The 23,832-nt window shown below is 67.4% G+C and carries 21 protein-coding genes and 1 pseudogene; 11 read left to right on the top strand and 11 right to left on the bottom strand.

Going from position 1 to position 23,832, the window contains the following annotated elements; genetic code table 11:
* Positions 1–141: 141 nt before the first annotated feature.
* Entirely contained in the window at positions 142–645 is a 504-nt protein-coding gene (locus tag HTZ84_RS20770; RefSeq protein WP_174682412.1) for a DUF367 family protein, read from the bottom strand.
* A 705-nt stretch (positions 646–1,350) separates the two neighbouring features.
* Here HTZ84_RS20770 and HTZ84_RS20765 point away from each other — a divergent pair.
* Positions 1,351–3,639 (top strand): amino acid permease, encoded by a 2,289-nt coding sequence (locus tag HTZ84_RS20765; RefSeq protein WP_174682411.1) that lies wholly within the window; start codon positions 1,351–1,353, stop codon positions 3,637–3,639.
* A gap of 65 nt (positions 3,640–3,704) precedes the next feature.
* Positions 3,705–4,094 (top strand): nuclear transport factor 2 family protein, encoded by a 390-nt coding sequence (locus tag HTZ84_RS20760; RefSeq protein WP_174682410.1) that lies wholly within the window; start codon positions 3,705–3,707, stop codon positions 4,092–4,094.
* A gap of 14 nt (positions 4,095–4,108) precedes the next feature.
* On the opposite strand, the gene HTZ84_RS20755 is transcribed toward HTZ84_RS20760, so the two are convergent.
* From HTZ84_RS20755 to HTZ84_RS20745, 3 genes are all read right to left on the bottom strand, one after another.
* Positions 4,109–4,285 (bottom strand): hypothetical protein, encoded by a 177-nt coding sequence (locus HTZ84_RS20755; RefSeq protein ID WP_174682409.1) that lies wholly within the window; start codon positions 4,283–4,285, stop codon positions 4,109–4,111.
* 87 nt (positions 4,286–4,372) lie between these two features.
* Positions 4,373–5,497, bottom strand: a complete 1,125-nt coding sequence (locus HTZ84_RS20750) for an MBL fold metallo-hydrolase (protein ID WP_394353298.1) — start codon at positions 5,495–5,497, stop codon at positions 4,373–4,375.
* Between the two features lie 79 nt (positions 5,498–5,576).
* Positions 5,577–5,825, bottom strand: coding sequence for a rhodanese-like domain-containing protein (locus tag HTZ84_RS20745; protein ID WP_394353289.1), 249 nt, complete (start codon positions 5,823–5,825; stop codon positions 5,577–5,579).
* Between the two features lie 159 nt (positions 5,826–5,984).
* Here HTZ84_RS20745 and HTZ84_RS20740 point away from each other — a divergent pair.
* Positions 5,985–7,236 (top strand): annotated as a pseudogene (locus tag HTZ84_RS20740) (stage II sporulation protein M).
* A gap of 68 nt (positions 7,237–7,304) precedes the next feature.
* Here HTZ84_RS20740 and HTZ84_RS20735 read toward each other — a convergent pair.
* A complete protein-coding gene (locus HTZ84_RS20735; RefSeq protein WP_174682408.1) occupies positions 7,305–8,693 on the bottom strand; it encodes an MFS transporter in 1,389 nt (462 codons plus the stop codon).
* 160 nt (positions 8,694–8,853) lie between these two features.
* Between HTZ84_RS20735 and HTZ84_RS20730 the strand changes: the two genes are divergently transcribed.
* From HTZ84_RS20730 to argS, 4 genes are read left to right on the top strand one after another with little or no spacing between them, the layout of a single operon-like run.
* Positions 8,854–9,813, top strand: coding sequence for a succinylglutamate desuccinylase/aspartoacylase family protein (locus tag HTZ84_RS20730; RefSeq protein WP_174682407.1), 960 nt, complete (start codon positions 8,854–8,856; stop codon positions 9,811–9,813).
* 1 nt (position 9,814) lies between these two features.
* Positions 9,815–10,969 (top strand): pyridoxal-phosphate dependent enzyme, encoded by a 1,155-nt coding sequence (locus HTZ84_RS20725; protein ID WP_174682406.1) that lies wholly within the window; start codon positions 9,815–9,817, stop codon positions 10,967–10,969.
* Positions 10,970–10,994: 25 nt separating this feature from the next.
* Positions 10,995–11,531, top strand: a complete 537-nt coding sequence (locus HTZ84_RS20720) for an NUDIX domain-containing protein (RefSeq protein ID WP_174682405.1) — start codon at positions 10,995–10,997, stop codon at positions 11,529–11,531.
* Positions 11,532–11,589: 58 nt separating this feature from the next.
* On the top strand, positions 11,590–13,377 hold the full coding sequence (gene argS / locus HTZ84_RS20715) for an arginine--tRNA ligase (RefSeq protein WP_174682404.1): 1,788 nt from the start codon (positions 11,590–11,592) through the stop codon (positions 13,375–13,377).
* Between the two features lie 145 nt (positions 13,378–13,522).
* On the opposite strand, the gene HTZ84_RS20710 is transcribed toward argS, so the two are convergent.
* Both HTZ84_RS20710 and minD read right to left on the bottom strand, forming a co-directional pair.
* Positions 13,523–14,116, bottom strand: coding sequence for a hypothetical protein (locus HTZ84_RS20710; RefSeq protein ID WP_174682403.1), 594 nt, complete (start codon positions 14,114–14,116; stop codon positions 13,523–13,525).
* A gap of 329 nt (positions 14,117–14,445) precedes the next feature.
* Positions 14,446–15,303, bottom strand: a complete 858-nt coding sequence (gene minD / locus HTZ84_RS20705; RefSeq protein WP_174682402.1) for a cell division ATPase MinD — start codon at positions 15,301–15,303, stop codon at positions 14,446–14,448.
* Positions 15,304–15,485: 182 nt separating this feature from the next.
* Here minD and prf1 point away from each other — a divergent pair, with 182 nt between their 5' ends.
* Together prf1 and HTZ84_RS20695 are read left to right on the top strand one after the other, a co-directional pair.
* Positions 15,486–16,745: a peptide chain release factor aRF-1 gene (prf1, locus tag HTZ84_RS20700; protein WP_174682401.1), complete on the top strand. Its 1,260-nt coding sequence runs from the start codon at positions 15,486–15,488 to the stop codon at positions 16,743–16,745.
* A gap of 223 nt (positions 16,746–16,968) precedes the next feature.
* Positions 16,969–18,387, top strand: coding sequence for a CARDB domain-containing protein (locus tag HTZ84_RS20695; RefSeq protein ID WP_174682400.1), 1,419 nt, complete (start codon positions 16,969–16,971; stop codon positions 18,385–18,387).
* 161 nt (positions 18,388–18,548) lie between these two features.
* On the opposite strand, the gene HTZ84_RS20690 is transcribed toward HTZ84_RS20695, so the two are convergent.
* Complete coding sequence (locus HTZ84_RS20690) at positions 18,549–18,794, bottom strand: PRC-barrel domain containing protein (RefSeq protein ID WP_174682399.1); 246 nt, start codon at positions 18,792–18,794, stop codon at positions 18,549–18,551.
* A gap of 242 nt (positions 18,795–19,036) precedes the next feature.
* Between HTZ84_RS20690 and HTZ84_RS20685 the strand changes: the two genes are divergently transcribed.
* Positions 19,037–19,786, top strand: a complete 750-nt coding sequence (locus tag HTZ84_RS20685) for a hypothetical protein (RefSeq protein ID WP_174682398.1) — start codon at positions 19,037–19,039, stop codon at positions 19,784–19,786.
* A 129-nt stretch (positions 19,787–19,915) separates the two neighbouring features.
* On the opposite strand, the gene HTZ84_RS20680 is transcribed toward HTZ84_RS20685, so the two are convergent.
* The 3 genes from HTZ84_RS20680 to HTZ84_RS20670 all read right to left on the bottom strand — a co-directional run bounded on the left by HTZ84_RS20680 (position 19,916) and on the right by HTZ84_RS20670 (position 21,784).
* The gene (locus HTZ84_RS20680) at positions 19,916–20,236 is read right to left on the bottom strand and encodes a HalOD1 output domain-containing protein (RefSeq protein ID WP_174682397.1); all 321 of its coding nucleotides are present in this window, start codon (positions 20,234–20,236) and stop codon (positions 19,916–19,918) included.
* 234 nt (positions 20,237–20,470) lie between these two features.
* Positions 20,471–20,800 (bottom strand): DUF7577 domain-containing protein, encoded by a 330-nt coding sequence (locus HTZ84_RS20675; protein WP_174682396.1) that lies wholly within the window; start codon positions 20,798–20,800, stop codon positions 20,471–20,473.
* A gap of 93 nt (positions 20,801–20,893) precedes the next feature.
* Positions 20,894–21,784, bottom strand: a complete 891-nt coding sequence (locus HTZ84_RS20670; RefSeq protein WP_174682395.1) for an acyltransferase — start codon at positions 21,782–21,784, stop codon at positions 20,894–20,896.
* A gap of 353 nt (positions 21,785–22,137) precedes the next feature.
* On the opposite strand from HTZ84_RS20670, the gene HTZ84_RS20665 reads away from it, so the two are divergent.
* Positions 22,138–23,823, top strand: coding sequence for an NADH-quinone oxidoreductase subunit D (locus HTZ84_RS20665; protein WP_174682394.1), 1,686 nt, complete (start codon positions 22,138–22,140; stop codon positions 23,821–23,823).
* The last annotated feature ends 9 nt before the right edge of the window (positions 23,824–23,832 follow it).

The following is a 23,832-nucleotide window of genomic DNA, read 5'->3' as shown; positions in this document are numbered from 1 at the left end:
TAGCCCGTGGTGCATATAATCGCTGTGATTGTGTGGTTCGTAACAGCGATCCCTGGCGACCGTACCCACGGCGGTCCGGGACGCCCGTCGGCCCACAGCGACCCCGGACGGCAACCGTCGATCCAGACAGCGCGCCGACGATCACTCCTCGTCGGCCAGATACTCCTCCTGGACCGCGACGACCTCGCTCGAGTCGGCGCACTCGCTGTACCGACGCAGGGGTTCCTCGTTGAGTGTCAGGAAGGTCTCGCCCCAGCGAAACGGCTCGAGCAGTTCCGCGGCGCGCTCCCGATCGTCGAAGATACAGCAGGCGGCGGCCAGCGCCTCGACGGTCGTCAGTCGGAACGGCCGGCCGTAGTTGACCGGATTCGCGGCGACGAGGAAGGGCAGCGCCCGGTGGACGCCCCGCATCTTGAACGACGCCGCCTCGGCGGACTCCCACGAGCAGTCGAGCGCGACGAGCGTCTCGAGCCCCTCCTCGGCGTCGGCCGGCGACAGCGCCCGCTCGGCGTGGGGGTTGAGGACGACGCCGTAGGGCACCTGCCCCATCGAGCGGTAGAGGGTCGCCTCGTCGAACTTCTCGAGGCGCTTCGCGGTGCACTTGTTCGGGTCGTCGTCGCCCTCGTAGTAGACGTGACACTCCACGTCGGAGCGTTGGACGCAACGGGAGAAAAGCGCCGCGGAACGCGGGCCGCGACCCACAGAGCGAGACGGATACTCGAGTCCTCGACGTCCGACCGCGATTCGCGACGGGCGTCGCGACGTCCCGTTTCGTCGCGACGGAGCGCGTCGAGCGTCCTCGAGCCGATCCCGTCCTTCGAGAACGCGGTGACGATGTCGTCGGCTCCGATCGTCGTCTCGCCGTGCGGCGCCAGGACAGTGTCGCTCCGTCCGATCGCGATCACGAGGCTCTCTTGGGGGAGGGTCTTCCGTCGAACCACGTGCTCGAGGGGCGGGTCGGCGATGGGCGCCTCGTCGTCGACGGCGACTTCGGCGTCGCCCGAGCGAGCGACGAAGTCGGTGCTCCGTCGCGGCTCGTCCCTTCGTCGGGACCGAACGGCGCGTACGGCTGCCACGCGGCGCGTACGGCTGCCACGAGCAGTGGCCAGAGCGAGAGGTCACTGACAAGCCCATCCCTTTAGCGTGGGTACCCGACACAGTGTTCCGGTTTGGGACGTCGTTTCGGAGCCGACCTCGACTGCGGTTGCATCAGGAGGTTTATCACGGCTACCTCCTCAATTTCGACCCAATGAGTCGTCGTTACCGTTCGCTCGAGTTGTCGAAGCGGCTCCCGCCGATCGTTGCGTTCGGACCGACGAGTACGAGAGTGCCACAGGGTGGGGGAACCCCATGAGCGCCGACGAGGAACTCGCCAAGGACCTCGGCCTCCTCTCGGCGCTCACGATCGGCATCGGGACGATGATCGGCGCCGGGATCTTCGTTTTGCCGGGGACCGCGGTCTCGCGAGCGGGTCCGCTCGCGGCCGCCACGTTCGTCATCGGCGGCGTGACCGCGCTGTTTACGGCGCTGTCGGCCTCGGAACTCGGGACGGCGATGCCCAAGTCCGGCGGCGCCTACTTCTACGTCAATCGCGCGCTCGGGCCGCTGTTCGGATCGATAAGCGGCTGGGCGAACTGGCTCGGACTGGCGTTCGCCTCCGCGTTCTACATGTACGGCTTCGGGGAGTACGTCAACCAACTGGTCGGCGTCCCGACGTTCGCGCTCGGTCCGGTGACGGTGACGGCCGCCCAGACGATCGGCCTCGTCGGTGCGGCGCTGTTCATCGCCGTCAACTATCTCGGCGCGAAGGAAACCGGCGGACTGCAGGTTGCGATCGTTCTCACGCTCCTCGCTATCCTCTCGGCGTTTACCGTCATCGGGTTCCTGAACGCCGATCTGGATTCGCTACGACCGATCGCACCGCCGGGAACGACCGGCGAAGTGCTTCCGGTGACCGCCATCGTCTTCGTCTCGTACCTCGGGTTCGTCCAGATCACGTCCGTCGCCGAAGAGATCAAAGACCCCGGGCGGAACCTCCCGCTGGCCGTTATCGGCTCCGTTCTCATCGTCACGGTCGTCTACGCGCTGTTCCTCGTCGTGTTGCTGGCGGCCGTTCCGACCGAGTTGGTGGCCGGCAACGAGACCGCGGTCGTCGAGGCCGCCGAGTTGCTGTTCGGACAGTACTCCGTCTTCGGCGTCAGTCTCGGCGTCCTCGGCTGGGGGATGCTGTTGTTCGGCGGCCTTCTGGCGACGGCCTCGAGTGCCAACGCGTCGATTCTCTCGTCGTCCCGGATCAACTTCGCGATGGGGCGAGAGAAGATTATCTCGCCGTCGGTCAACGAGATCCACGGCCGGTTCGGAACGCCCTACAAGTCGATCCTGATCACCGGAGCGCTCATCATCGTCTTCCTCTTGTTCGGCAACCTCGAACTGCTGTCGACCGCGGGATCGGTCCTCCACCTGATCGTCTACGGGTTGTTGAACATCGCGCTGATCGTGATGCGAGAGGCCGATCCGGCCGATTACGATCCGGACTTCGAGGTGCCGCTGTACCCGTTGGTTCCGATTATCGGGGCGATCTCGTCGTTCGCACTGATCGCCTACATCGAGCCGGTCGTCATCGTCCTCTCGGCGGGGCTCGTCGGCTTCGCGACGCTGTGGTACCTGCTGTACGCGCGCAAACGCGTCGAGAGCGCGGGCGTGTTCGTCAACTGGGTCCTCGACCGATCCGAGGAGATGCCCGAACCGGCGGTGGCCGCGGCCGATTCGATCCGACCCGATGCCGCGCGGGAAGCGGACGCCGGCGAGTTCGACGTCATGGTGCCGTTGGCGAATCCGCGAACCGAAACGGAACTCATCACGCTGGCCGGCGCGATCGCGAAGCAACGCGGCGGCACGGTTCACGCGGTCCACATCGTCCAGGTACCCGACCAGACGCCGCTCGAACGCGCCGAACAGGAGGGGCGGGTCGACGCCGAATCGGAGAAGTTGCTCGCGCAGGCCCGCGACGACGCCGAGACGTTCGGCGTCCCGCTCGAGACGCACACGATACTCTCACACCGGTCGTTCGAGGAGATCTTCGACGCCGCTCGCGCCTTCGACGTCGATCAGGTCGTCATGGGCTGGGGCGCCGCCACTCACGGCCGCGCCGAGTCGCGACTCGACGAACTGACCCACGACCTCCCCTGTGACTTCCTCGTCCTGAAGGATCGCGGCTTCGATCCGTCGCACGTGCTGTTGCCGACCGCCGGCGGCCCCGACTCGGTGCTCGGAGCGGAGGTCGTCAGACTGCTTCGCGACGAGTTCGGCTCCCGGGTGACGCTCCTGCACGCCCTCGACGACGACGAGACTCGCGAGGACGGCGAGCGATTCCTCGAGGAGTGGGCGGTCGAGAACGACCTCGGCGACGCCGAACTGGTCGTCGACGACCGAGACGTCGAGACCGCGATCGCCGACGCGGCCACCGATGCGACGTTCCTGGTGATCGGCGCGACCGGAGAGGGGCTGCTATCGCGACTCATTCAGGGATCGCTGATTATCGACGTTCTCGACGACGTCGAGTGTTCGGTACTCCTCGCGGAGACGGCTCGAAAGCGGAGCATGCGCGAACGGCTGTTAGGCACCGAGAAGGCGGACTGATTCGATCCCGCCGGCCCGGAGACGGGATCTCGAGTGCTTTTGGCGGTGGCGCCGAACGGTCGGGTATGGGCACGGAGCCGAACCCGACCGACGATCCGAACGCCGCGTCGCTCGTCCGCCGCTACTACGACGCCCTCGACGAGCGCGACTACGAGACGCTCGAGGCCCTCCTCGCGCCCGACTTCGTCCAGCGGCGGCCGGATCGAACGTTCGAGGATCGCGCGGCGTTCGTCCGCTTCATGCGCGACGATCGGCCCACCCCCGACACCAGCCACGACCTCGAGGCCGTCGTCGCCGACGGCGAGGCCGACCGCGTCGCGGTCCGCGGTCGGGTCCTCGACGCCGACGGGGAGCGGACGCTGTTCGAGTTCGCGGACTTCTTCGAACTCGAGGGTGGGGACGGAGACGAAAACGGGGACGTTCGAATCGCTCGCCTCGAGACGTACTCGCGGTGACGCTCAGCGGCGAGTCAGAGCGCCACCCAGTAGGAGTGGCCGTCGGGACAGGTCACGGACCGTCGTTCACCGAACCGCGTCCCGAGGCGGGCGGACGCGCGGTCGTCGCTGCGAGCGGGAACGGGGACAGGGATACTCGTTCGCTTCTTACACTGCGGACATTCGGCTTCGCGGATCGCTGTAACCTGCATTCGATATCACTGTGGTATATTATGCCACAGTAGTATATAACCGATCCTCCGAAGCACGGTGGAATCCGGGTCGCGCTCAGCGAGCGCTCACGCCGAACAGTTGTTCGGCCCCAACTCGAGTTCCGTGCGATCCTCGGGCGGTCGCTCCTCGCGGCCGCGGTTCAGGGCGATGATCTCCTCGTAGTTCGCCGGCTTCTCGCCGGCGTCGGCCATGCGCTCGACGAACGCTTCCTGCTCGAGGCCGAGTAGATCGATCCCGGTGCGAGCCTCGCGGACGGTCGTCGCGATCGGTTCGCCCGGCCGACCGTGCTCGAACTCACCGTCGGCCGTGACGGTGACGTGGCCCGGTAGGACCACAACGTCCTCGGGTTCGGCCAGGATCGTGCGATGGAGCGTCTCGTATAGCAGCTCGGCACCTTCCTCACCTTCGTCCTGGCTGAACTCGAGTTCGGTTCGACCCACCGAGTCGACGTGCAGCGTGTCGGCGGTCAGCAGCGCCGCGTCGTCGACGACCAGGTTGATCATCTCGCTGGTATGGCCCGGTGCGGACAGCGCCTTGATCTCGAGGTCGCCCACCGCTAAGACCTCGTTTCGCTCGAGCGGCGTGAACTCGTAGTCGACGCCGCGCTCGGCCGCTCGCGCGCCGAGGTAGTAGGGGACCGCGAGACTGTCGGCCAACTCCCGACCGCCGGAAACGTGGTCGGCGTGGACGTGGGTGTCGACGACGCCGGCGACCGTCAGGTCGGCCTCTTCCGCGGCGACCTCGTACTCGTCGATATCGTCAGTCGGATCGACGACGATCGCTTCGCCCGTCGCCGGACAGCCGACGACGTAGCCCAGACAGCCCTTCGCTCGCCGCTGGAGTTGGACGATCGTCGGGGCGTCCGTCGCGGCCCCGGCACCGTCGTCGTCGCCGCCGACGTCGATCTCGACGTGTTCGTAGACGCCGCTCCACCCCTTCATCCCGCCGTCGACCGTCGCCACGTCGTAGGCGTCGGTGGCCGACTCGAGTCGGGTCGCCAGGTTGCCCGACGAGATCCCCTTCGCGCAGATCGTGATCACGCGGTCGGCGTCGCCGACGGCGTCCTCGAATTCCTCGAGGCGGTCGTCCAGTTCCTCCTCGGGGCCGAAGGGGAAATGCACCGCGCCCGGAACGCGCCAGGCCTCGTAGCTGTCCTCGGGACGGGTATCCTCGTCGCCGCCGACGTCGATCTCGACGTGTTCGTAGACGCCGCTCCACCCATCCCGCCGTCGACCGTCGCCACGTCATGGGCGTCGGTGGCCGACTCGGTCAGGGTCGCCAGGTTGCCGACGAGATCCCCTTCGCGCAGATCGTGATCACGCGGTCGGCGTCGCCGACGGCGTCCTCGAATTCCTCGAGGCGGTCGTCCAGTTCCTCCTCGGGGCCGAAGGGGAAATGCACCGCGCCCGGAACGCGCCAGGCCTCGTAGCTGTCCTCGGGACGGGTATCCACGAGGGTGAACGAGCCGTCTTCGTCGACGAGTTCGGCGAGTCGGTCGGCCGAGAGCGTGGTGACCATACGAATCGTACGAGAGCGCGCGACGTAAGTCTCGCCGCGCAGGTGCCGCTCGGGATCCGCGGCCGCTCACCGCGCGACCGACACCGACGGCGTCGAACTCGTTCAACTGTCGTTCCGGAAGAGAGGTCCATTTAACTGACACACGGACGAACGATCGGTATGTCCCTCTCAGAGGCCGTCGACGCGGCCGTCGCCGCAGTGCGTCGCCGTCCGGGCGATCTCCTCCCCTGGTACGTTCTCGGCGCCGCCGTCCCCGCGATCGCCCGCGTCGTCCCGTTTCTCGCGATAGCGATCGCCTACGTCTACCTCGCGACGACCGGCCGACTCGCGACGATCGTCGCGGAGCTACAGGAGCTGAGCACCGAGCCGCCGGATCCGAACGCCGACCCCGAGGCGTTCGAAGCGTGGGCCAGCCAGTTCGACGTGCTCGTCGACCAGCTGTTCACGCCGACGCTGATCGTGCTGGCCGTCGTGACGACCGGCGCGGCGCTCGTCGTGTGGATCGTCCTGTACGCGGCCGTCGCCGCCGGACAGCTGACGGCCTGCTCCGCGCGGCTTCGCGGGAACCGAGGGGTGGCGGCCGGATTCGCGGGCGCGCGCCGCTACTGGCTGCGGTTCCTCGGGCTCTACCTCCTCGAGTTGCTGGCGTGGCTCGCCGTCCTGTTGACGATCGGGCTGGCCGTGGGGGTCGTCGCCGGCATCGTCGTGCTGTCGACCGGGTCAGGCGGGCCCGCGCTCCTCGTCGGCGCCGTCGCCGGGCTCGTGATCCTCGCCGCGCTGCTCGCGGTCCGCGCGGTGTTCGCGTTCGCGTCGGTCGCCGTCGTCGTCGACGACACGACCGCGGTCGACGCGGTGACGAACGCGCTCGGATTCGTCCGATCGCAGCCCCTCGAGGCGGGCGTCTACTACGCCGTCGCGCTCGGGACGACGATCGCGCTCGCGGTGCTCTCGGCGGTAATCACGTTCGTCGACGTCGCCACGTTGCTGTCGCTGGTGACGCCGCTGGTCGTGTTCCCGGCGCTCGACCTCCTGAAGACGGCCGTCTACAACGACTATCGACGGCGCCGCGTTGTCCGGCGTCGTGCTGGTGGTGCCCGCGGTCGCCTCGCTGCTGTTCAACGGGCTCGCGATGGGGGTCTTCGCGCGAACCGAGACCGAACCGACGGAACTGCTCGCGTTCGTCGTCCCACACGGAGTCTTCGAGATTCCGGCGATCTTCATCGCCTCGGCGCTGGGGATCCGGCTCGGGCTGATCGGCTGGCGAACCCTCCGCGGGGACGCGAGCCGAACGGACCTCGCCGACGCGCTCGAACGGGCGTTCTGGGTGCTGGTCGGCGTCGGCGTCCTGCTGGCGGTCGCGGCGGCGATCGAGGGCTTCGTGAGTCCGTACTATTCCGATCTACTGTTCTGATTTCGCGGCCGTCACGCACTCTGGCGCGCCTCGGGCGTCTCGAGCGGTTCGACGACGACCCGATCCGATCAGGCGTAGGCCTCGAACTCCTCGCCGAACAGGAGGAAGTAGGCGGTGCCGATCAGTCCGACGACGGTCGCGATCGAGAAGGCCAGCGTCGGCGAGCCGGCGAACAGCTCCCGGCCGGAGAGCGGGTCCGAGAACCCGCCCCAGAGCAGGCCGCCCAGCGCGGCGCTGGGGATGACGATCAGGTTCCGGAGGAGGTAGTAGGTGCCCGTGACGCGCCCGCCCGTACCCTGCTCGGCCGGCCCGACGATCAGCGCCTTGTGCGCGGGGAGGCCCGCGAAGCGCAGTCCCGAGAAGGCAAAGAGGACGGCGAGGGTGAGGGCGCCCGCGCTCTCCGTCGGCGCGTTGATCAGCAGGATCGGGAAGATCGCGTAGACGAAAAAGCCCAGCGCGACGACCGGCTTCAGCCCGATTTGCTCGGCGGCTTTCGCGACCGGGATCATCGTCAGCAGGGCCACGAGCATCTCGATCCCGAGCAGAACCCCGAAGTACGACTGGGGCGAGAGCTCGAGGGTGCCCGCCGCGGGCACGGAGAGGGTGAGCCCGACCTCGAGAAACCGAGTGACGACGATGACGAAGAAGACGTAGACCATCCCGTTAGCGAAGCGGACGAGGGTGTCGCCGACCAGCAGCGGCCGGAGTTCGTCGGGCATCGTCCGCAGATCGGCGACGACCTGCGAGAGGCCCGCGAACTCCTTGCCGACGCTGTCCTCCTCGGCCTCGTAGAGGACGTGCTGGACGATCGTCCCGACGATTCCGAAGAGAACGGCGACGAGCAGGATCAGCTGGAAGGCGACCCGAACGTCGGCGTCGCTCGAGCCGAACGGGTAGAACAAGGCGGCGGCGAGCAGCGGGCCGACGAGGAAGGCGGTGCGACGGAACGTCTCGGTGCTCGCGAAGCCGGCGGCGAGCTGGGAGGGCGGAACCGCCTGCTTGACGATCGCGAACGTCGCGCCCAGCCCGAACGACTTCCAGGCCTGGGAGAAGAACAGGCCGACGAAGATCGCGACGACCGCGAGCGACGCGGAGCCGACGGAGACGCCGGCGAACAGGGGGGCGGCGAGCCAGATCCCGAAGCCGATCGTCGAACACAGCCCGAAGGCGGTCAGCGCGTACCGCGAGCCGATGCGATCGGAGATCGCCCCGCCCGGATAGGGGTAGACGGCGCTGATGACGTTCCCGACCGTCCCGAACAGGCCGACGACGAGCGCCGACGCCCCCAGCGCGTACATGTACTCGGCCATGTAGCGGCTGGTCATCTGGAAGCCGAGGCTGAACGCGAACATCGCCGCCGAGAGGACCAGCACGTCGCGCTCGAGCGCGAAGAACTGCCGGTAGGCGTCCAGCGGATCGGCCGTCTCGGTCTCGGGAGTGTCTCGCTCGAGACTCACAGTCCGACGTGAGCGTCCGAGCGACTTCGTTGTTGTCCACAGCTGACAGCCCGTTGGGCTCCGCAGTTTCCGACGGGCAGGTCCCGGCGATACTGTCGGAACTGCCCGCTCGCTGGCGAACACCGAACCAATAAAGGCGAGCGGGTCCGTCCACAGGGACATGACGACGACGCTCGGAACGGCGAGTGCGGCCCCCGGCGAGATGGACACGGGCCGTCTCGAGGTCGGCGAAACCCGGGACGGGAGCTCGTTCGGGTTACCGGTCGCCGTGATCAACGGCGCCCGTGCGGGAAAGACGCTCTATCTGCAGGCGGCAAGCGACGGCGACGAACTCAACGGCGTCGGCGTCATTCAGCGCGTCGTCCCGCAGCTCGATCCCGCCGAAATCACCGGGACGATCCTGATCGTCGGGATCGTCAACTACCACGCGTTTCAGGTGGCCGAACACCGGAATCCGATCGACGACACGAAGATGAATCGCGCCTACCCCGGCAACGAGGCCGGCACCTCGAGCGAGCGGATCGCGGCGGCGACGTTCGAGGTCGCGACCCGGGCCGATCTGATCCTCGACCTCCACCAGGGCTCGACCAGCCGGATGATCGACGAGGTCCGGGTCCGCTGCGGGAAGCGCCACCGCCTTCACGACGACTGTCTCAAACTCGCGAAGGTCTTCGGCTGCGGTTACATCCTCGATCAGAAGGGGCCCGACGGCCAGTTGGCCCGGGCCGCCCCGGACGAGGGAATCCCGACCGTCGATCCCGAACTCGGCGGCACCGTCGGCTGGGACGAGGAGAGCATCCGCAAGGGCGTCGAGGGCGTGTTCAACGTTCTGACTTACTACGGCTTCCTCGAGGGGGAGACGACCGTCGAGACCCAGACTCGAGCCAACGGGTTCGAACAGTACGGCGCGCCGGGCGGCGGCCTGATCTCCTTCGAGCGTGAACTCGGCGAGCGCGTCCGCCGCGGCGACCTGCTGTTCGAACTGACGACCCCCTTCGGCGAACGGAAGGCCGAGGTGACCGCCGACAGCGACGGCATCCTCTGGCGGACCCGACGGCTGCCCCAGGTCGCAAGCGGCGAGTACGTCTGCTCGGTCGCCACCGACATCGACGACTACTGACATGGCGTCGGATCTCATCTGCCCGAACTGCGAGACCGTCTACGAGGCCGGCCCGTCCGAACCGTGGCGCTGTGCCTGCGGGAGCGCCCTCGAGTTCACCGAACGGCCGCATCCGCAGGGCGACCCCCTGCCGCTGCAGAGCCTCGATACGACCGAGGGCCTCTGGACGTTCTTCGAGTTCCTGCCCATCGAGAAGCACGTGACCTTCCACGAGGGATTTACGCCCCTCGTCGACGCGCCCGACTGGGACGCCGAGTTCAAACTCGAGTACGTGTTTCCGACGGGCTCGTTCAAGGACCGGGGCGCGACGACGACGCTCTCGCGAGCGGTCGAACTCGGCGTCGAGCGGGTCATCGAGGACTCCTCGGGCAACGCCGGCGCCGCGATCGCGACCTACGCGGCCCGTGCCGGCCTCGAGGCGGACATCTACGTGCCGGCGGACGTCAAACAGTCGAAGCTGATGGCCATCCAGCGGGCCGACGCCCGCCCGGTCAGAGTCGAGGGGAGCCGACAGGACGTCACCGACGCCTGTATCGATGCTGTCGAGGGCGAGGCGCGAAGCGCCTCGGAAGGGACGAGCGGGGACACCCCGCGACAAGCCGGTGAGGGCTGGTACGCCAGCCACGCCTGGAACCCGGCGTTCTACGCGGGCACGATGACGTTCGCGTTCGAGATCGCCGCCCAGCAGGGGTGGACCGTTCCCGACGCGGTCGTGCTCCCGGTCGGCCACGGGACGCTGTTTCTCGGCGCCTACCGCGGCTTTTCGCTGCTCAACGAGGCCGGGATCGTCGACGGCATGCCCCGACTGCTCGGCGCGCAGGCGGCGGGACACGCGCCGATCGTCGACCGACTCGGCGGCCGGACCACCGACGAGGACGGCGAGGGCACCGACATCGCCGACGGGATCAAGATCGAGAAGCCGGCCCGCGAGGACGAGATCCTCCGGGCCATCGAGGAGACCGGCGGCGACGCCATCGCCCTCGGCGCGGACCCGATCGAGACCGCGCTCGACCGCCTCCACCGCGGCGGTTTCTACGTCGAACCCACCTGTGCGGTCGCCCCCGCGGCGCTCGAGCAGTACCGCGACGACGGGGTCCTCGACGCCGACGCCGACGTCGTCGTCCCCCTGACCGGCAGCGGACTGAAAACCCTTTGACCCCCCGGTCCCGATGCCAGCATAGATGGTCAGTCGACCGCCGACGTTTTGTCCCGACTGCGGTACCCGCCTCGAGACGGCCGCCGTCGACGGCCGCGAGCGCGAGCGCTGTCCGGTCTGCGAGGATATCGTCTGGCACAATCCGGTGCCCTGTGCGAGCGTCGCGATCGTCGATCGCTCGCGGACAGAGCCGAGGGTGCTCTGCGTCGAACGCGGGGTCCCGCCGGGGGTCGGCGAGTGGACCCTCCCCGGCGGCCACATCGAGATCGGCGAGGAGCCCGCGGCGGCCGCCGCGCGCGAACTCGAGGAGGAGACCGGCGTCAGCGTCGACCCCGGCGCGCTCGAGATCCTGAGCGCGTCCGCGATGGCGCCCCGGGACGGTAAGCACGTGATGACGGTCCACTACGTGGCCGATCGGGCCGACGCCGACGGCGAGCCGCTCGCGGGCAGCGACGCGAGCGCGGCCCGGTTCTGGTCGCCAGCGGCGTTCGACGCCTCCGGCGAGACGTTCCGCCCGGTCCACGAGCGGCGGTTCCGAGAGGCCGCGGCGTTCTTCGACTAATCTCCCTCGACCGGGCGAACCCGACATTCCTTTACTTCGGCCCTGAATACGGGCGGGTATGTTCCTTGCCTTACGCGCGGAGGTCGAGGACGCCCTCGAGCGGGCGCTCTCCGAACTCGACTTCCCGACCGACGACCTCGGGATCGAAGAACCGCCGGAAGACGTCGACAGCGTCCTCGCCTCGAGCGTGGCCTTCCGACTCGCCGGCGAGGCCGGCGCGGCGCCGCCGCAGGTGGCGGGTCGACTGGCCGACGAACTCGACGCCGACGAGCTGACCTACGTCTCCGAGGTACAGACGCAGGGTCCCTATCTCAACTTCCTGCCGAGCGACGCCTACCTCGCCGAGACCCTCGAGACGGCGACCGAAGAGAGCTACGGCGCCCTCGAGGACCGCGATACCAGCGTTGTCGTCGAGCACACGAGCGCGAACCCGACGGGTCCGGTCCACGTCGGCCGCGCTCGCAACCCGATCATCGGCGACGCCGTCGCGAACCTGCTCGACTACGCCGGCTACGACGTCGATCGCCACTACTACGTCAACGACGCCGGCCGCCAGATGGCCGTCTTCACCTGGTCCTACGAGACCTTCGACGAGGATGATCTCGAGAGCGAGCCGGAACGCGACCGCATCGAGTACGACCTCGTGCGTTACTACCGCAAGGGCAACGCGTTCCTCGAGAACGGGCCCGAAGACGAGGTCGAGGACGCCGAGGCCGAGATCGAGTCGATCATGCAGGGCCTAGAGGAAGGCGACGACGAGACCTACGAACGGGTCAGCGAGGTCGTCGATCAGGTGCTCTCGGGCATGACGGCCTGCCTCGAGCGCCTCCCCGCGGCGTTCGACGAGTTCGTCAAGGAGACGCGGTTCATGCGCAACGGCGACACCGACGACCTCGTCGACCGGCTGCGGGAGCTCGACGAAGCGGTCTACGAGGAGGACGCCTGGCAGCTCGAACTGGACGAGCACGGCATCGACAAGAACCTCGTCTTCCTGCGCTCGGACGGCACCTCGCTGTACGCCACCCGCGACCTGGCTCACCACGAGTGGAAGTTCGACAACTACGACCGCGCGGTGACGGTGCTCGGCGAGGACCACAAGCTGCAGGCCCGCCAGCTGAACACGACCCTCGAACTGCTCGGCAACGACACCGAGCAGCTCCGGCAGGTGCTCTACTCGTACGTCAACCTCCCCGAGGGGAAGATGTCGACGCGTCGCGGCACGGGCGTCGATCTCGACGACCTGCTCGACGAGGCGATCGACCGCGCCCGCGAGGAGGTCGAGGACCGCCTGGACGACCGTATCCGCGACGACGATTTAGACGAGGACGACATCGAGCGGATCGCCCACCAGGTCGGTATCGGCGCCGTCCGGTACGACATCGTCTCCAAGCAGCCGACGAAGGCGATCACCTTCGAGTGGGACCAGGCCTTAGACTTCGAGGCCCAGTCGGCGCCGTACGTCCAGTACGTCCACGCGCGCTGTTGCGGGATTCTGGAGGAGGCCGGCCTCGACCCCGAAACCGCCCTCGCGGCCCAAGACGTCGAACTCGAGGCCCTCGAGGCGGACCTGCTCGAGACCGAGGCCGAACGCGACCTCCTCGAGACGATCGCGCGGTTCCCGGCGGTCGTCGACGAGGCGGCCGACGACTTGGAACCCCACCAGATCGCGACCTACACGCGCGAGTTCGCCGACCGGTTCAACGCCTTCTACCGGGAGTGTCCGGTGCTCTCCGACGACGTCGACCCGGACGTCAGGGAGGCCCGACTCGCGCTCGTGGCCGCGTCGAAACACACGGTGGCCAACGCGCTGTCGATCCTCGGCGTCGAAGCGCCGCGCTCGATGTGACGGCGGTCGGATCGCTCGCGGCTACCGCCAGGCGCCGCTGACGGCGGTCGGATCGCTCGCGGCTACCGCCAGGCGCCGCTGACGGCGGTCGACGGCGTCAAAAAGACCGGTTGCGTCGAATCGGCGATCGGTCGCTGCGAATACGTCACTCGGCCGTCGACTTGACGTTCTCGAGGAACGCCTCCGCCGAGAGGTCGCCGTTCTGGTAGTCGACGAGCCAGTCGGTCTTCACGGAGAACGAAACCACCCGCTTGGCGTCGTGGTCGACGACCCAGTCGACGGCGTCGATCGCGTCCGCGAACGCCTCGGTGTCGACGATCGCGCTCGCGTGTGCCTCGGCCAGCGTCTCCAGTTCCGCGTACAGTTTCTGGTAATCGGTGATCTCGCTCGTCGCGACGACGTCGACCGCGCTGTCCGCTCGCTCGACGGACGCGATCGACACCTCGTCGCTCTCGAGGGAGAGTTTCGAACCGTCGAACCCGGGGATATCCGTGCTGGCAGTCTCGTCGGTTCCGTCGGAGTCCTCGGGGTCGCTTTCGTCGCCGTTCTCGGACGTTTCGTTCTCCGTCCCTTCGTTCTCGGAGTTTTCGGTTCCGTTCTCGGAATCGTCGTCGGTGATCGACTCGGTATCGTCGTTGTCGTCGTCCGAATCGTCGTCGTTACTGCCGCTGCCGGTACAGCCCGCGAGTGCGGTTGTGAGCGCTGCGCCACTGCCAAGGAGGATCTTTCGTCGCTCCATGGGCGACCGATCGCTACGGGATTTGATTAGTAATTAGTTCGTTACAGTCAGTTCAAAGGTTACGCGGAACGTTTTCCCGAAAGAACGGGGCCCTCACCTTCGAAAGCCGGCTGTTAGCGCTCGAGCGAGCCGCTATCGACGAGACGCTCGACGGTATGTACTGTATGAACGACAATATCGACTGATTATCACGATCTCGTGACCGACATCGAATCCGACGCGAATCGGCGGCCGCAAGCGCGAATCGAGCCGTTCAGGCACCGCCTACCGGCCCGAATCGGGCGAGACGAGCGCCGTCGCTCGAGTCGGCGAGCGCCGTGAATCGCCGATCAGGTGTCGGATTCCGCCTCGGTGATCGCACTCGAGACGTCGTCGTGGGCCGCCTCCCGCTCGGCGGACTCCTCGGTCGTCTCGTCGTCCGGATCGGCGGCCTCGGACTCGGCGGCCGCGTCGGCGTCTATCGTCGTGTCGGCGACCTCGATGTCGGCCAGATCGGCCGCGAGGTGGCGGTAGGCGCCGGCGGCGGGTCCGTCGGGTTCGTAGACGACCAGCGGCGTGCCGGCGTAGACGCTCTCGCGGGCCGCGGGATCGTCGGGGATCGTCGCCAGCAGCGGGGTCTCGAGGCGCGCGGCGATCTCCTCGTAGGAGACGTCGCTGTCGGGGCGGGTTCGCGTGACGACGAGTCCGGAGACCTCGCCGCCGGCGCGCTCGGTCAGCTCGAGGGTTTTCTTCGAGTCGTGGACCGCCGCGGGTTCGGGCGTGGAGACGAGAACGACGGCGTCGGCCAGGCCGAGCGGGAGCACGGTTTCGTGGCTGACTCCGGCGCCGACGTCGAGAAAGACGTAGTCGAACCGCTCGCGGAGGTCCGCGACGACCTCGCGCAGCCCCTCGGGGGAGGTGTCGGCGTACTCGTCGAGGCTGGTGCCGCTGGGGACCGCGACGATATTATCGGTGATTCGGTAGGTGGCGTCCTCGACCGACGCGTCGCCGGACAGCACGTCGTGCAGCGTCGTCGAGTCGGGGGAGAGGCTGACGAACCCGGCGAGGTTCGCCATCCCGAGGTCGGCGTCGACGATGGCGACGCGCTCGCCGGCCTGGGCCAGCGCCGTGCCGAGGTTCACCGTCGTCGTCGTCTTCCCGACGCCGCCCTTCCCGCTCGCGATAGCATAGACCGTCTCGTGAGACATACTGGATACTGTCCGGACAGTGGAACGGCAGGACCTTAAAACGTGACCTCGGCACGCGACTCGACATCGGCCCGCAAATGGCGAGCGGGCGACCGCGAACGCGACGGTAGTCGCCCGCCAGGCCGCCGGTCGACATCGCCGTCTCAAAGAATACTTACCCACAGGACCGTTTCCTAGGGACAATGAGCCAGGAGGGCGAACAGGAGCAATCCGACCGGAAGAAATACGAGTTCCGGAAGGTTCTCGAGGATCTCAAGGAGTACGACGGCTCCGGGACGCAGCTCGTGACGATCTACATTCCCGAAGACCGTCAGATCAGCGACGTGGTCCAACACGTCACGCAGGAACACAGCGAAGCGGCCAACATCAAGTCAAAGCAGACGCGGACGGCCGTCCAGGACGCGCTGACGAGCATCAAGGACCGCCTGCGGTACTACGATACGTTCCCGCCGGAGAACGGGATGGTGCTGTTCTCCGGAGCCGTCGATTCCGGCGGCGGCCGCACCGAGATGGTCACGAAGGTCCTCGAGAGCCCGCCCCAGCCCGTCGAGTCCTTCCGCTATCACTGCGACTCCGAGTTCCTCACCGAACCGCTAGAGGAGATGATGGCGGACAAGGGCCTCTACGGCCTGATCGTCTTGGACCGCCGCGAGGCCAACGTCGGCTGGCTGAAGGGCAAGCGCATCGAGGCCGTCAAGTCCGCGTCCTCGCTCGTTCCCGGCAAGCAGCGCAAAGGTGGCCAGTCCGCCCAGCGATTCGCCCGCCTGCGCCTCGAGGCCATCGACAACTTCTACCAGGAGGTCGCGGGGATGGCGAACGACCTGTTCGTCCCCCGGCGCCACGAACTCGACGGGATCCTCGTCGGCGGTCCCTCGCCGACCAAAGACGAGTTCTTAGACGGCGACTACCTTCATCACGAGATCCAGGACAACGTCATCGGCAAGTTCGACGTCGCCTACACCGACGAGTCCGGCCTGAAGGACCTCGTCGACAACGCCGAGGAGGCGCTGGCCGACGCCGAGGTGATGAAGGACAAGAAGGTGATGGAGGAGTTCTTCGAGGAACTCAACGCCGGCGATCAGGCCACCTACGGGTTCGAGCAGACCCGCCGGAACCTGATGATGGGCGCGGTCGACCGGCTGCTCATCAGCGAGGACCTCCGCAAGGACGTCGTCACCTACGACTGTCCGGAGTGTGGCAACACCGACCGCGAAGTCATCGACCGCCGCAAGTCCACGCCCGACCACACATGCACCGACTGCGGCACCGAGGTCGAGGCGACCGAAGACGACCGCGAGGACGCGATCGACCACCTCATCGAAATCGCCGAACAGCGGGGTACCGAGACCAAGTTCATCTCGACTGACTTCGAGAAGGGCGAACAGCTCTACAACGCCTTCGGCGGCTTCGCCGGTCTCCTGCGGTACTCCACCGGCGTCTAAGCGCCCCGCGCTCGCTCCGTTCGCCCGTCCGATCGCCGATCCCTTCGCTCTCCTCCGGACGGACCGATTCGCTCGTCGACCGTCGTCGATCGAACGCGTTCCCCGTACGTGGCCGTTACCAGTCAGCTGTAATCTCTCCAGTACCGGGAGAAGGGGTGCATTCGCCGATTAGAAGATGTAACGGACTCGACCCTTTTCGATCGTTCGCCGCCGTCGATCGAGTATGTGGCAGACACCGACGCGCCGGGGGGTACTCGAGGGTGTCGCGGTCGGGGGACTCGTTCCCGTCGCCGCCACGGGGACCGCCGCGGCGCGGACGGCGATACAGGACGCACCGATCGACGTAACGATTCAGGGGACGAACAGTCCGGTCGAGACGGGGGCCGTCCTCGAGGTGACCGCGACGGTCGAGAACGGCGGCAGCGGGTCCCTGTCGACCGACGCCGTGCTCGTCGTCGGTCACGATCCGACGGTCGTCGACACGCAGTCGATACAGGTGGGAGCCGGGGGCACGGCGACCGTCGAACTCACGTTCGAGACGGCGATCGTCGACAACGATCAGGAGTTTCCCGTCTGGGTCGTCGTCGACGGAGCGACCGACAGCGCGGACGTCCTCGTCTACGCGGATACGCCGCCGGTCGCGATCGACATCTACCGGACGAACGACCCCCTCGCGACCGGCGAAGTCCTCGAGGTGACCGCACGGCTCGAGACCGAGGGCGACGTGTCGACGACGGAGACCGTCGAGTTGATCGTCGGCCACGATCCGACGACCGTCGATTCGGCGACCGTTTCGGTGCCGTCCACCGGCGGCCGACTGGTGACCCTGGAGTTCGAGACGGCCCTCGTCGCCAACACGCAGGAGTTCCCGGCCCGGGTGGTCGGCTCGTCCGATTCGGCCGAACGGACCGTCCGCGTGATCGGAACGAACGACGACCCCGTCGAGACGGAGGTGACCTTCACCTCGTGTACGCGGGCCGAGGTCTCGGGCACGTTCGGCGACGGCGACAACGTGGCGGCGAGCACCGGCTTCTACAACGAGGGCGGGGGCGAACCGCTCTACGGGAACACGCTCATCGAAGACTGGATCGAGATCGGCACCCACGTCGACGCGCCGTTCGCGGGCACGATCGTCTTCGAGATCGGCGACGAACGCGACGTCTCCGCCACGCCCGACGGCGCTCGCGTGGAAGTTCCGGATTACGGCGATCTCGGGACGGTGCTGACCGGGATCACGCTGCCACCGGACTACCCGACCGCGACGATCTCCCGCTCGAACCCGCAGGCCCGATCCTGTCTCGAAGAGATCGAGAGCGGGGCCGGTGGCGGCGGCGAGGGGACCCTCTCGGTTTCGATCTCCGGAACGAACACGCCGCTCAACGCCGGCGATTTCCTCGAGGTGACGGCGGTCGTCGAGAACACCGGCGACGGATCGGCCTCGGGCACCGTCGCGCTCGTCGTCGGTCACGACCCCGAACAGGTCGACTCGACGAGCGTCTCGCTCGAGTCGGGTGCGAGCACGACGGTGTCGCTGGGCTATACGACCTATCCCGCGGCCCGGACGACTCAGTTCCCGGTTCGGGTCGAGAGCCCGGACGACTCGGCCGTCCGGTCGGTCACCGTCTACGGCACCGAGAGCTAGGGTCGCAGGTCGCGAGGGCGGTCACGTCCGCCGCGGAGCGGTCCTCGAAGCGCGGCCGGCGACGGCGGCCTCGACTCGAGGCGCCGAGACGGCGATCCGACCGTCCCGATCGAGACGGCCCGACAGGCCGGAGGGACGAACTCGCGGTCGAGCGGCCAAAACTAGAGCGTTCCGCGGAGGTGGACCGCGTCGTCGGTGATCTCCGCGATGCTTCCCTCGTCGAGCGGGTGGGCCTCCTCGCTCCTGGATCCCCAGCCGAGTTTCGCCGCGATCGTGTCCGTCAGGCTCGGATCCGGTTCGACGTAGCCGCGTCCGTCGTGGACGTCGACCAGCCGGCCGACTTCGGTCCCGTCGGTGTTCAGGACCCGTTTCCCCTCGTCCGCTTCGGTGAGTGTCCTCTCGCTCATACTCGTTCGACGATGGTTCGCGCGTCGAGTCCGGTCCGGCGGCCGGACCGACTACCCGACGACAGGCAGACGCGAGCAATAAATCGCCGAAACCGTTCCGCCGGTCACCGGCCCGTTATCGCCCGCTCGCACGCTATCGCTCGAGTAGGCGCCGGTTACGGCGCGATAGTGGCGCTCGACGCCGCTCGACCCGGTGCACAACAGAAGGGTTATGCCGGTAGTCGCGTATTACCAGTCGATCAATGGACGAATCCCCTCCCTTCGCCGCGTCGTTCGACGACCCCCGGATCACGCCCCAGTTTTGCCGCCGGGTGCCCGGGTCGTCGGGCGACTGTATTCTTCTCGGCGTCGTCCACGACCACCCCGCAAGCATCGCGCGCGTTGATCACATCCTCGAGTCGGTCGACCCCGAGACGGTCGCCCTCGAGTTGCCGTCGGCGGCCCTTCCCCTGTACCGCGCCTACGCCCGCGACGGCTCCGCGTCGTCCCCGCCCCGCTTCGGTGGCGAGATGAGCGCCGCGATCAACGCGGCGCCCGAGGCCGACGTCGTCGGCATCGACGCGCCGAACTGGTCGTTCGTCCGGCGGCTCGTGGCGCGGCTGATCGCCGACCGCGTCTCGCCGTCGACGGCCCGCCGCGTCCTCTCGGGACTGGGCGGCGCGACGCGGGAGGCGCTGACCTGCCGCGTCGCGGCGACGCTGACCCACGCGACGTCGATGACCATCGCCTGCGACGATCCGATCGAATACGACTGCGACCACGACGACACGCCGGAGCGCCAGGCCGCCCACGAGCGCTCCCACGTCGCCAGCGTCCAGGCCCTGCTTGGCAGCGTCGCGACCGAGGGCAGCGCGCTCACCTACCGCGACGACACCCGCGAGCGCTGTATGATCGATCGGCTCGAGGCCCTGCGAACGGAGACCGAGGGCGACATCGTCGCCGTCGTCGGCGTCGATCACCTCGAGACGCTGGCAGACGCGCTGTCGGCGTAGAGCGGCCGAATCGCTTTTCGCGGCCGTCGGCGTCGCATCGGCGGTCCTCGCTTCGGAGGAGGCGAGGGTTCGTCGCCGACCGCCGTCACTACGGACGTGCCGGACCGTCGACGACCGACGAGAAGAGGGTTACCGCTTCGCGGGCGGTTCGATCAGGATTTCGCCGTCGCTCGAGACCGTCACGTAGTGGTCGCGGACGGTGAAGCCGAGCGAGCCGCCGCTTCGCTGGCGGCCGTCGTGGCGCGGGCGGAAGAGTCTGTCCAGAGCCTCGGGATCGATGGCGTCGTACAGCGAGACGTACCCGTCGGTGACGTCGGTACCCATGCAGTCGGCCAGCGCGTGGCTCACGGTCGTGCTGAGCCTGGCCGAACCGTCCGGGTCGTGCGTTGCGCGGTAGACCGATGGAGAGCGAGACTGCGAGGCGGGGGAGTGAGTAGGGTTTCCGTGCATGACTGTTCGTCGTCCCTGCCCACTGTGTGCTTGAAGACCAAAAGCGTAATCGTTCATTACTCGGCTATTTTGATGGATGTATCGGATATTTATTGAGTGGTCTGACAGTCCACTTTCCGAGAATGGCGAATCGCGGGGCGAAGGACCGACTCGAGGAAGGGTTCTCGATCGACTTCGGCGAGGTAGTCCCCGACCGTCGAGGCGGCGACCGGAATCGAGACCGATGCGACGGGCTCACCGGCGGAGCGCCGAGATGCAATTCCAGCAGTAGGTGAACGTCTGGTCGGCTTCGTTCCGGACGCCGCAGTGGGGACAGCGGATCGTCTCGCCGTCGAACTCGAGGTCGTAGTCGCCCTCGGGATCGTCGGGGTCGCCGATGTCGTCGACCGCGCGCGGATACCGGTCCGGTCCCGGCGGGGTGCGGGAACTCGCGCGGTCGGGGTCGGCGAACGAGGGCGAACTCGTGCTGTCGCCGTCGTCTCCACGGAGGTAAACGTAGTACAGTACCAGGTGGAGGAGGGCGAACAAGACCACGTAGCCGATGAGCCAGCCCCAGAGCTCCATCAGTGTGCGATAGGTTCTCAAGGCACTTGGATATTCCCCGCCTCAGGAATTGCTGAGAGTCAGCAGGGGGCGACTAACAGGCTCGACGAACGGTCAGCGGAGGTCGCGTTCGAACTCGTCGAAGACCTCGAGATCGTCGGGGAGGTCGTACTCGATGCGGCGCTGTTCCTGGCGGTTGACGCCGGCCTCGTCGATCGGCGTGGCGACGTCCTCCCAGCCGGGTTTGATCTTGACGCTCTTGGCGGGCGTGCCGATGGCGATGTGGTGGGCGGGCACGTCGTGCTGGACGATGCCGCGCGCGCCGACGATGGCGTTCTCGCCGACCTTACACCCCGCGCGGACCATCGCGTCGTAGGTGAGGCGGACGTCGTCCTCGACGACGGTGTGGTAGTTGCGGACCTCCGTCTGGTCGACGACGTCGTGGTCGTGGCTGTAGATGTGGACGCCGTCGGAGATCGAGACGCGGTCGCCGATGGTTAACTTCCCGCGGTCGTCCAAGTGGACGTCGTCGTGGACGACGGTGTTGTCCCCGATCGTGATGTTGTGGCCGTAGGTGAACGTGATCCCCTTGAAGAAGCGACAGCCGTCGCCGCAGTCCTCGAAGAGGTGATCGGCGAGCATCCGGCGGAATCGGAGCGCGAACTCGACGTTGTCCGCGATCGGCAGGCTGTCGAACTGCCGCCACAGCCACTGGAGGTGCTTCGAGCGGCGGAACTGTTCTTCGTCCTTCTCGGCGTAGTACTCGCTCTCGAGGGTCGTGTTACAGGGGTCGTAGCTCTGCAACCGAACGCGCTCGGCCGGCGAGACCGACTCGCCGTTCCGCCAGCGCTCGTAGGCCTCGCGGTCGCCCGAGAGATCGATCAGGACGTCCTCGACGACCGAACAGGTGTCCTCGTCGCTCGAGAGTCGCCGGTCGACCTCGTCGATGAACTCGCGCATTCCCGCCTCCGCCTCCCCGGGGAGCGAGACGTACCGCTTTGTCATAGTCTGAGGTATTGTCGCCGTGTTCATAGGAGATTCGATTGAGTAATCGGCTTGCCGGATCGATCTAAAACCGCGAGAAGCCGGCGAGCGGACCCGTCGGCGGCGATAGGACCGAAGACGGTCTCGAGACAGCGGCGGTCGGACCGGAGGCGGCCTCGAGGCGATAGCGCGAGTTCGCCGTGCCAATCGTGCCCAGTGAACACGAGGCGTCACAGTGAACGACGAGACGTCGGAACCGCCGTCGCTCGGTCGGTCGGCTGCGACGACAGTCACCGTAACCCGGGAAAACCCTCAATTCCGTGTCAATCGTACGCTCGGTACGCGCGCCCCGTTCGTCGGCGCACGGGTATCCAATGAGTGAACAACGTCAGCGAGAACCGAAGGGCATCGATCCGGAGTACGACCACCTCCGGGAGGACGGCGTCGACGAGGAGCGCCTCGAGTCGCTGCTCTCCGAGTACACGCTCCGCCGGGACGAACACGAGAACGCGCCCGGATTCGTGATCCGCCCGGACGACGTCCAGGAGGTGCTGGCGCTGTTGCGCGACGAAGCCGGCTTCGACCACCTTTCGTGTATCACCCCCCAGGAGTACGAGGATCGCTACGAGTCGATCCTCCACCTCACGAAGTACGGGAACCGCACCCACGAGGTGACGCTGGTGGTCCAGCTCCCGAAGCACGATCCCGTCTGTCAGACCGCCGAACCCGTATTTCGGACCGCCGACTGGCACGAGCGGGAGGCCTTCGACCTCGTCGGCATCGAGTACGAGGGCCACCCCGACCCGCGGCGCATCCTCCTGCCCGAGTCGTGGCAGGGCCACCCGCTCGCGCTGGACTACGACCAAGAGAAGCCCCAAGTGGTCAGCTACACCGAACACGCCAATCCGATCCAGCCGGACCACCGCGAGGCCGAGAGCGACACGATGTTCTTAAACATCGGCCCCCACCACCCGGCGACCCACGGCGTGCTCCACCTCGAGACGGTGTTAGACGGGGAGACGGTCGTCGACGTCGACCCCGACATCGGCTACCTCCACCGCTGCGAGGAGCAGATGTGCCAGAACGGCACGTACCGCCACCAGATCATCCCCTACGCGGACCGCTGGGACTACACCGCGAACCTCCCCAACGAGTGGGCGGTCGCCCGCGCCATCGAGGACCTCGCCGACATCGAGGTCCCCGAGTACGCCCAGATCCTGCGGACCATGTCCGTCGAGTTCGGGCGGATGCTCGGTCACTTCCTCGCGGTCTCGACGTTCGCGCTGGACGTCTACGGCGACTTCACCGCCATCTTCCAGTACGGGATGCGCGATCGGGAAGTCGTCCAGGACATCCTCGAGGACCTCACCGGCCAACGGATGATGTTCTACTTCTTCCGGCTGGGCGGCGTCGCCTGGGACCTCCCCGAACCCCGCGAGGAGTGGATCGAGAAGTGCCGGGACTTCCTCGACGAACTCCCGTCCAAGGTCGACGAGTACCACGACCTGCTCACCGGCAACGAGATCTTCCAGCTCCGAACGATAAACACCGGCGTTCTCGAACCCGAGGTGGCGAAGGACTACGGCTGTACGGGGCCCGTCGCCCGCGGCTCGGGCATCGACTACGACGTCCGCCGGGACGATCCCTACGGCTACTACGACGAACTCGAGTGGGACGTCGTCACCGAGGACGGCTGTGACAACCACGCGCGGGTCCTCGTGCGCCTGCGGGAGGTCGAGGAGTCGGCCAAGATCATCGAACAGTGTCTCGACCTGCTCGAGGACTGGCCCGAAGACGAGCGGACGGTCCAGAGCAACGTCCCCCGGACCCTCAAGCCGGACGCGGGCACCGAAACCTACCGCGCCGTCGAGATCGCCAAGGGCGAACTCGGCGTCTACGTCCGCTCGGACGGCTCGAACTCGCCCGCCCGCTTCAAGATCCGCAGCCCGTGTTTCCACAACCTCTCGGCGCTGCCGGAGATGGCGAACGGCGAGTACGTCGCCGATCTGATCGCCTCGCTCGGCAGTCTGGATATCGTCCTCGGGAGCGTCGACCGCTGAGACCCCCCG

The organism is Haloterrigena gelatinilytica, from assembly GCF_013342145.1.
Classification (GTDB): domain Archaea; phylum Halobacteriota; class Halobacteria; order Halobacteriales; family Natrialbaceae; genus Haloterrigena; species Haloterrigena gelatinilytica.
Note: the sequence above shows the minus strand (reverse complement) of the source record. Positions and strands in the feature narration are given on the sequence as shown.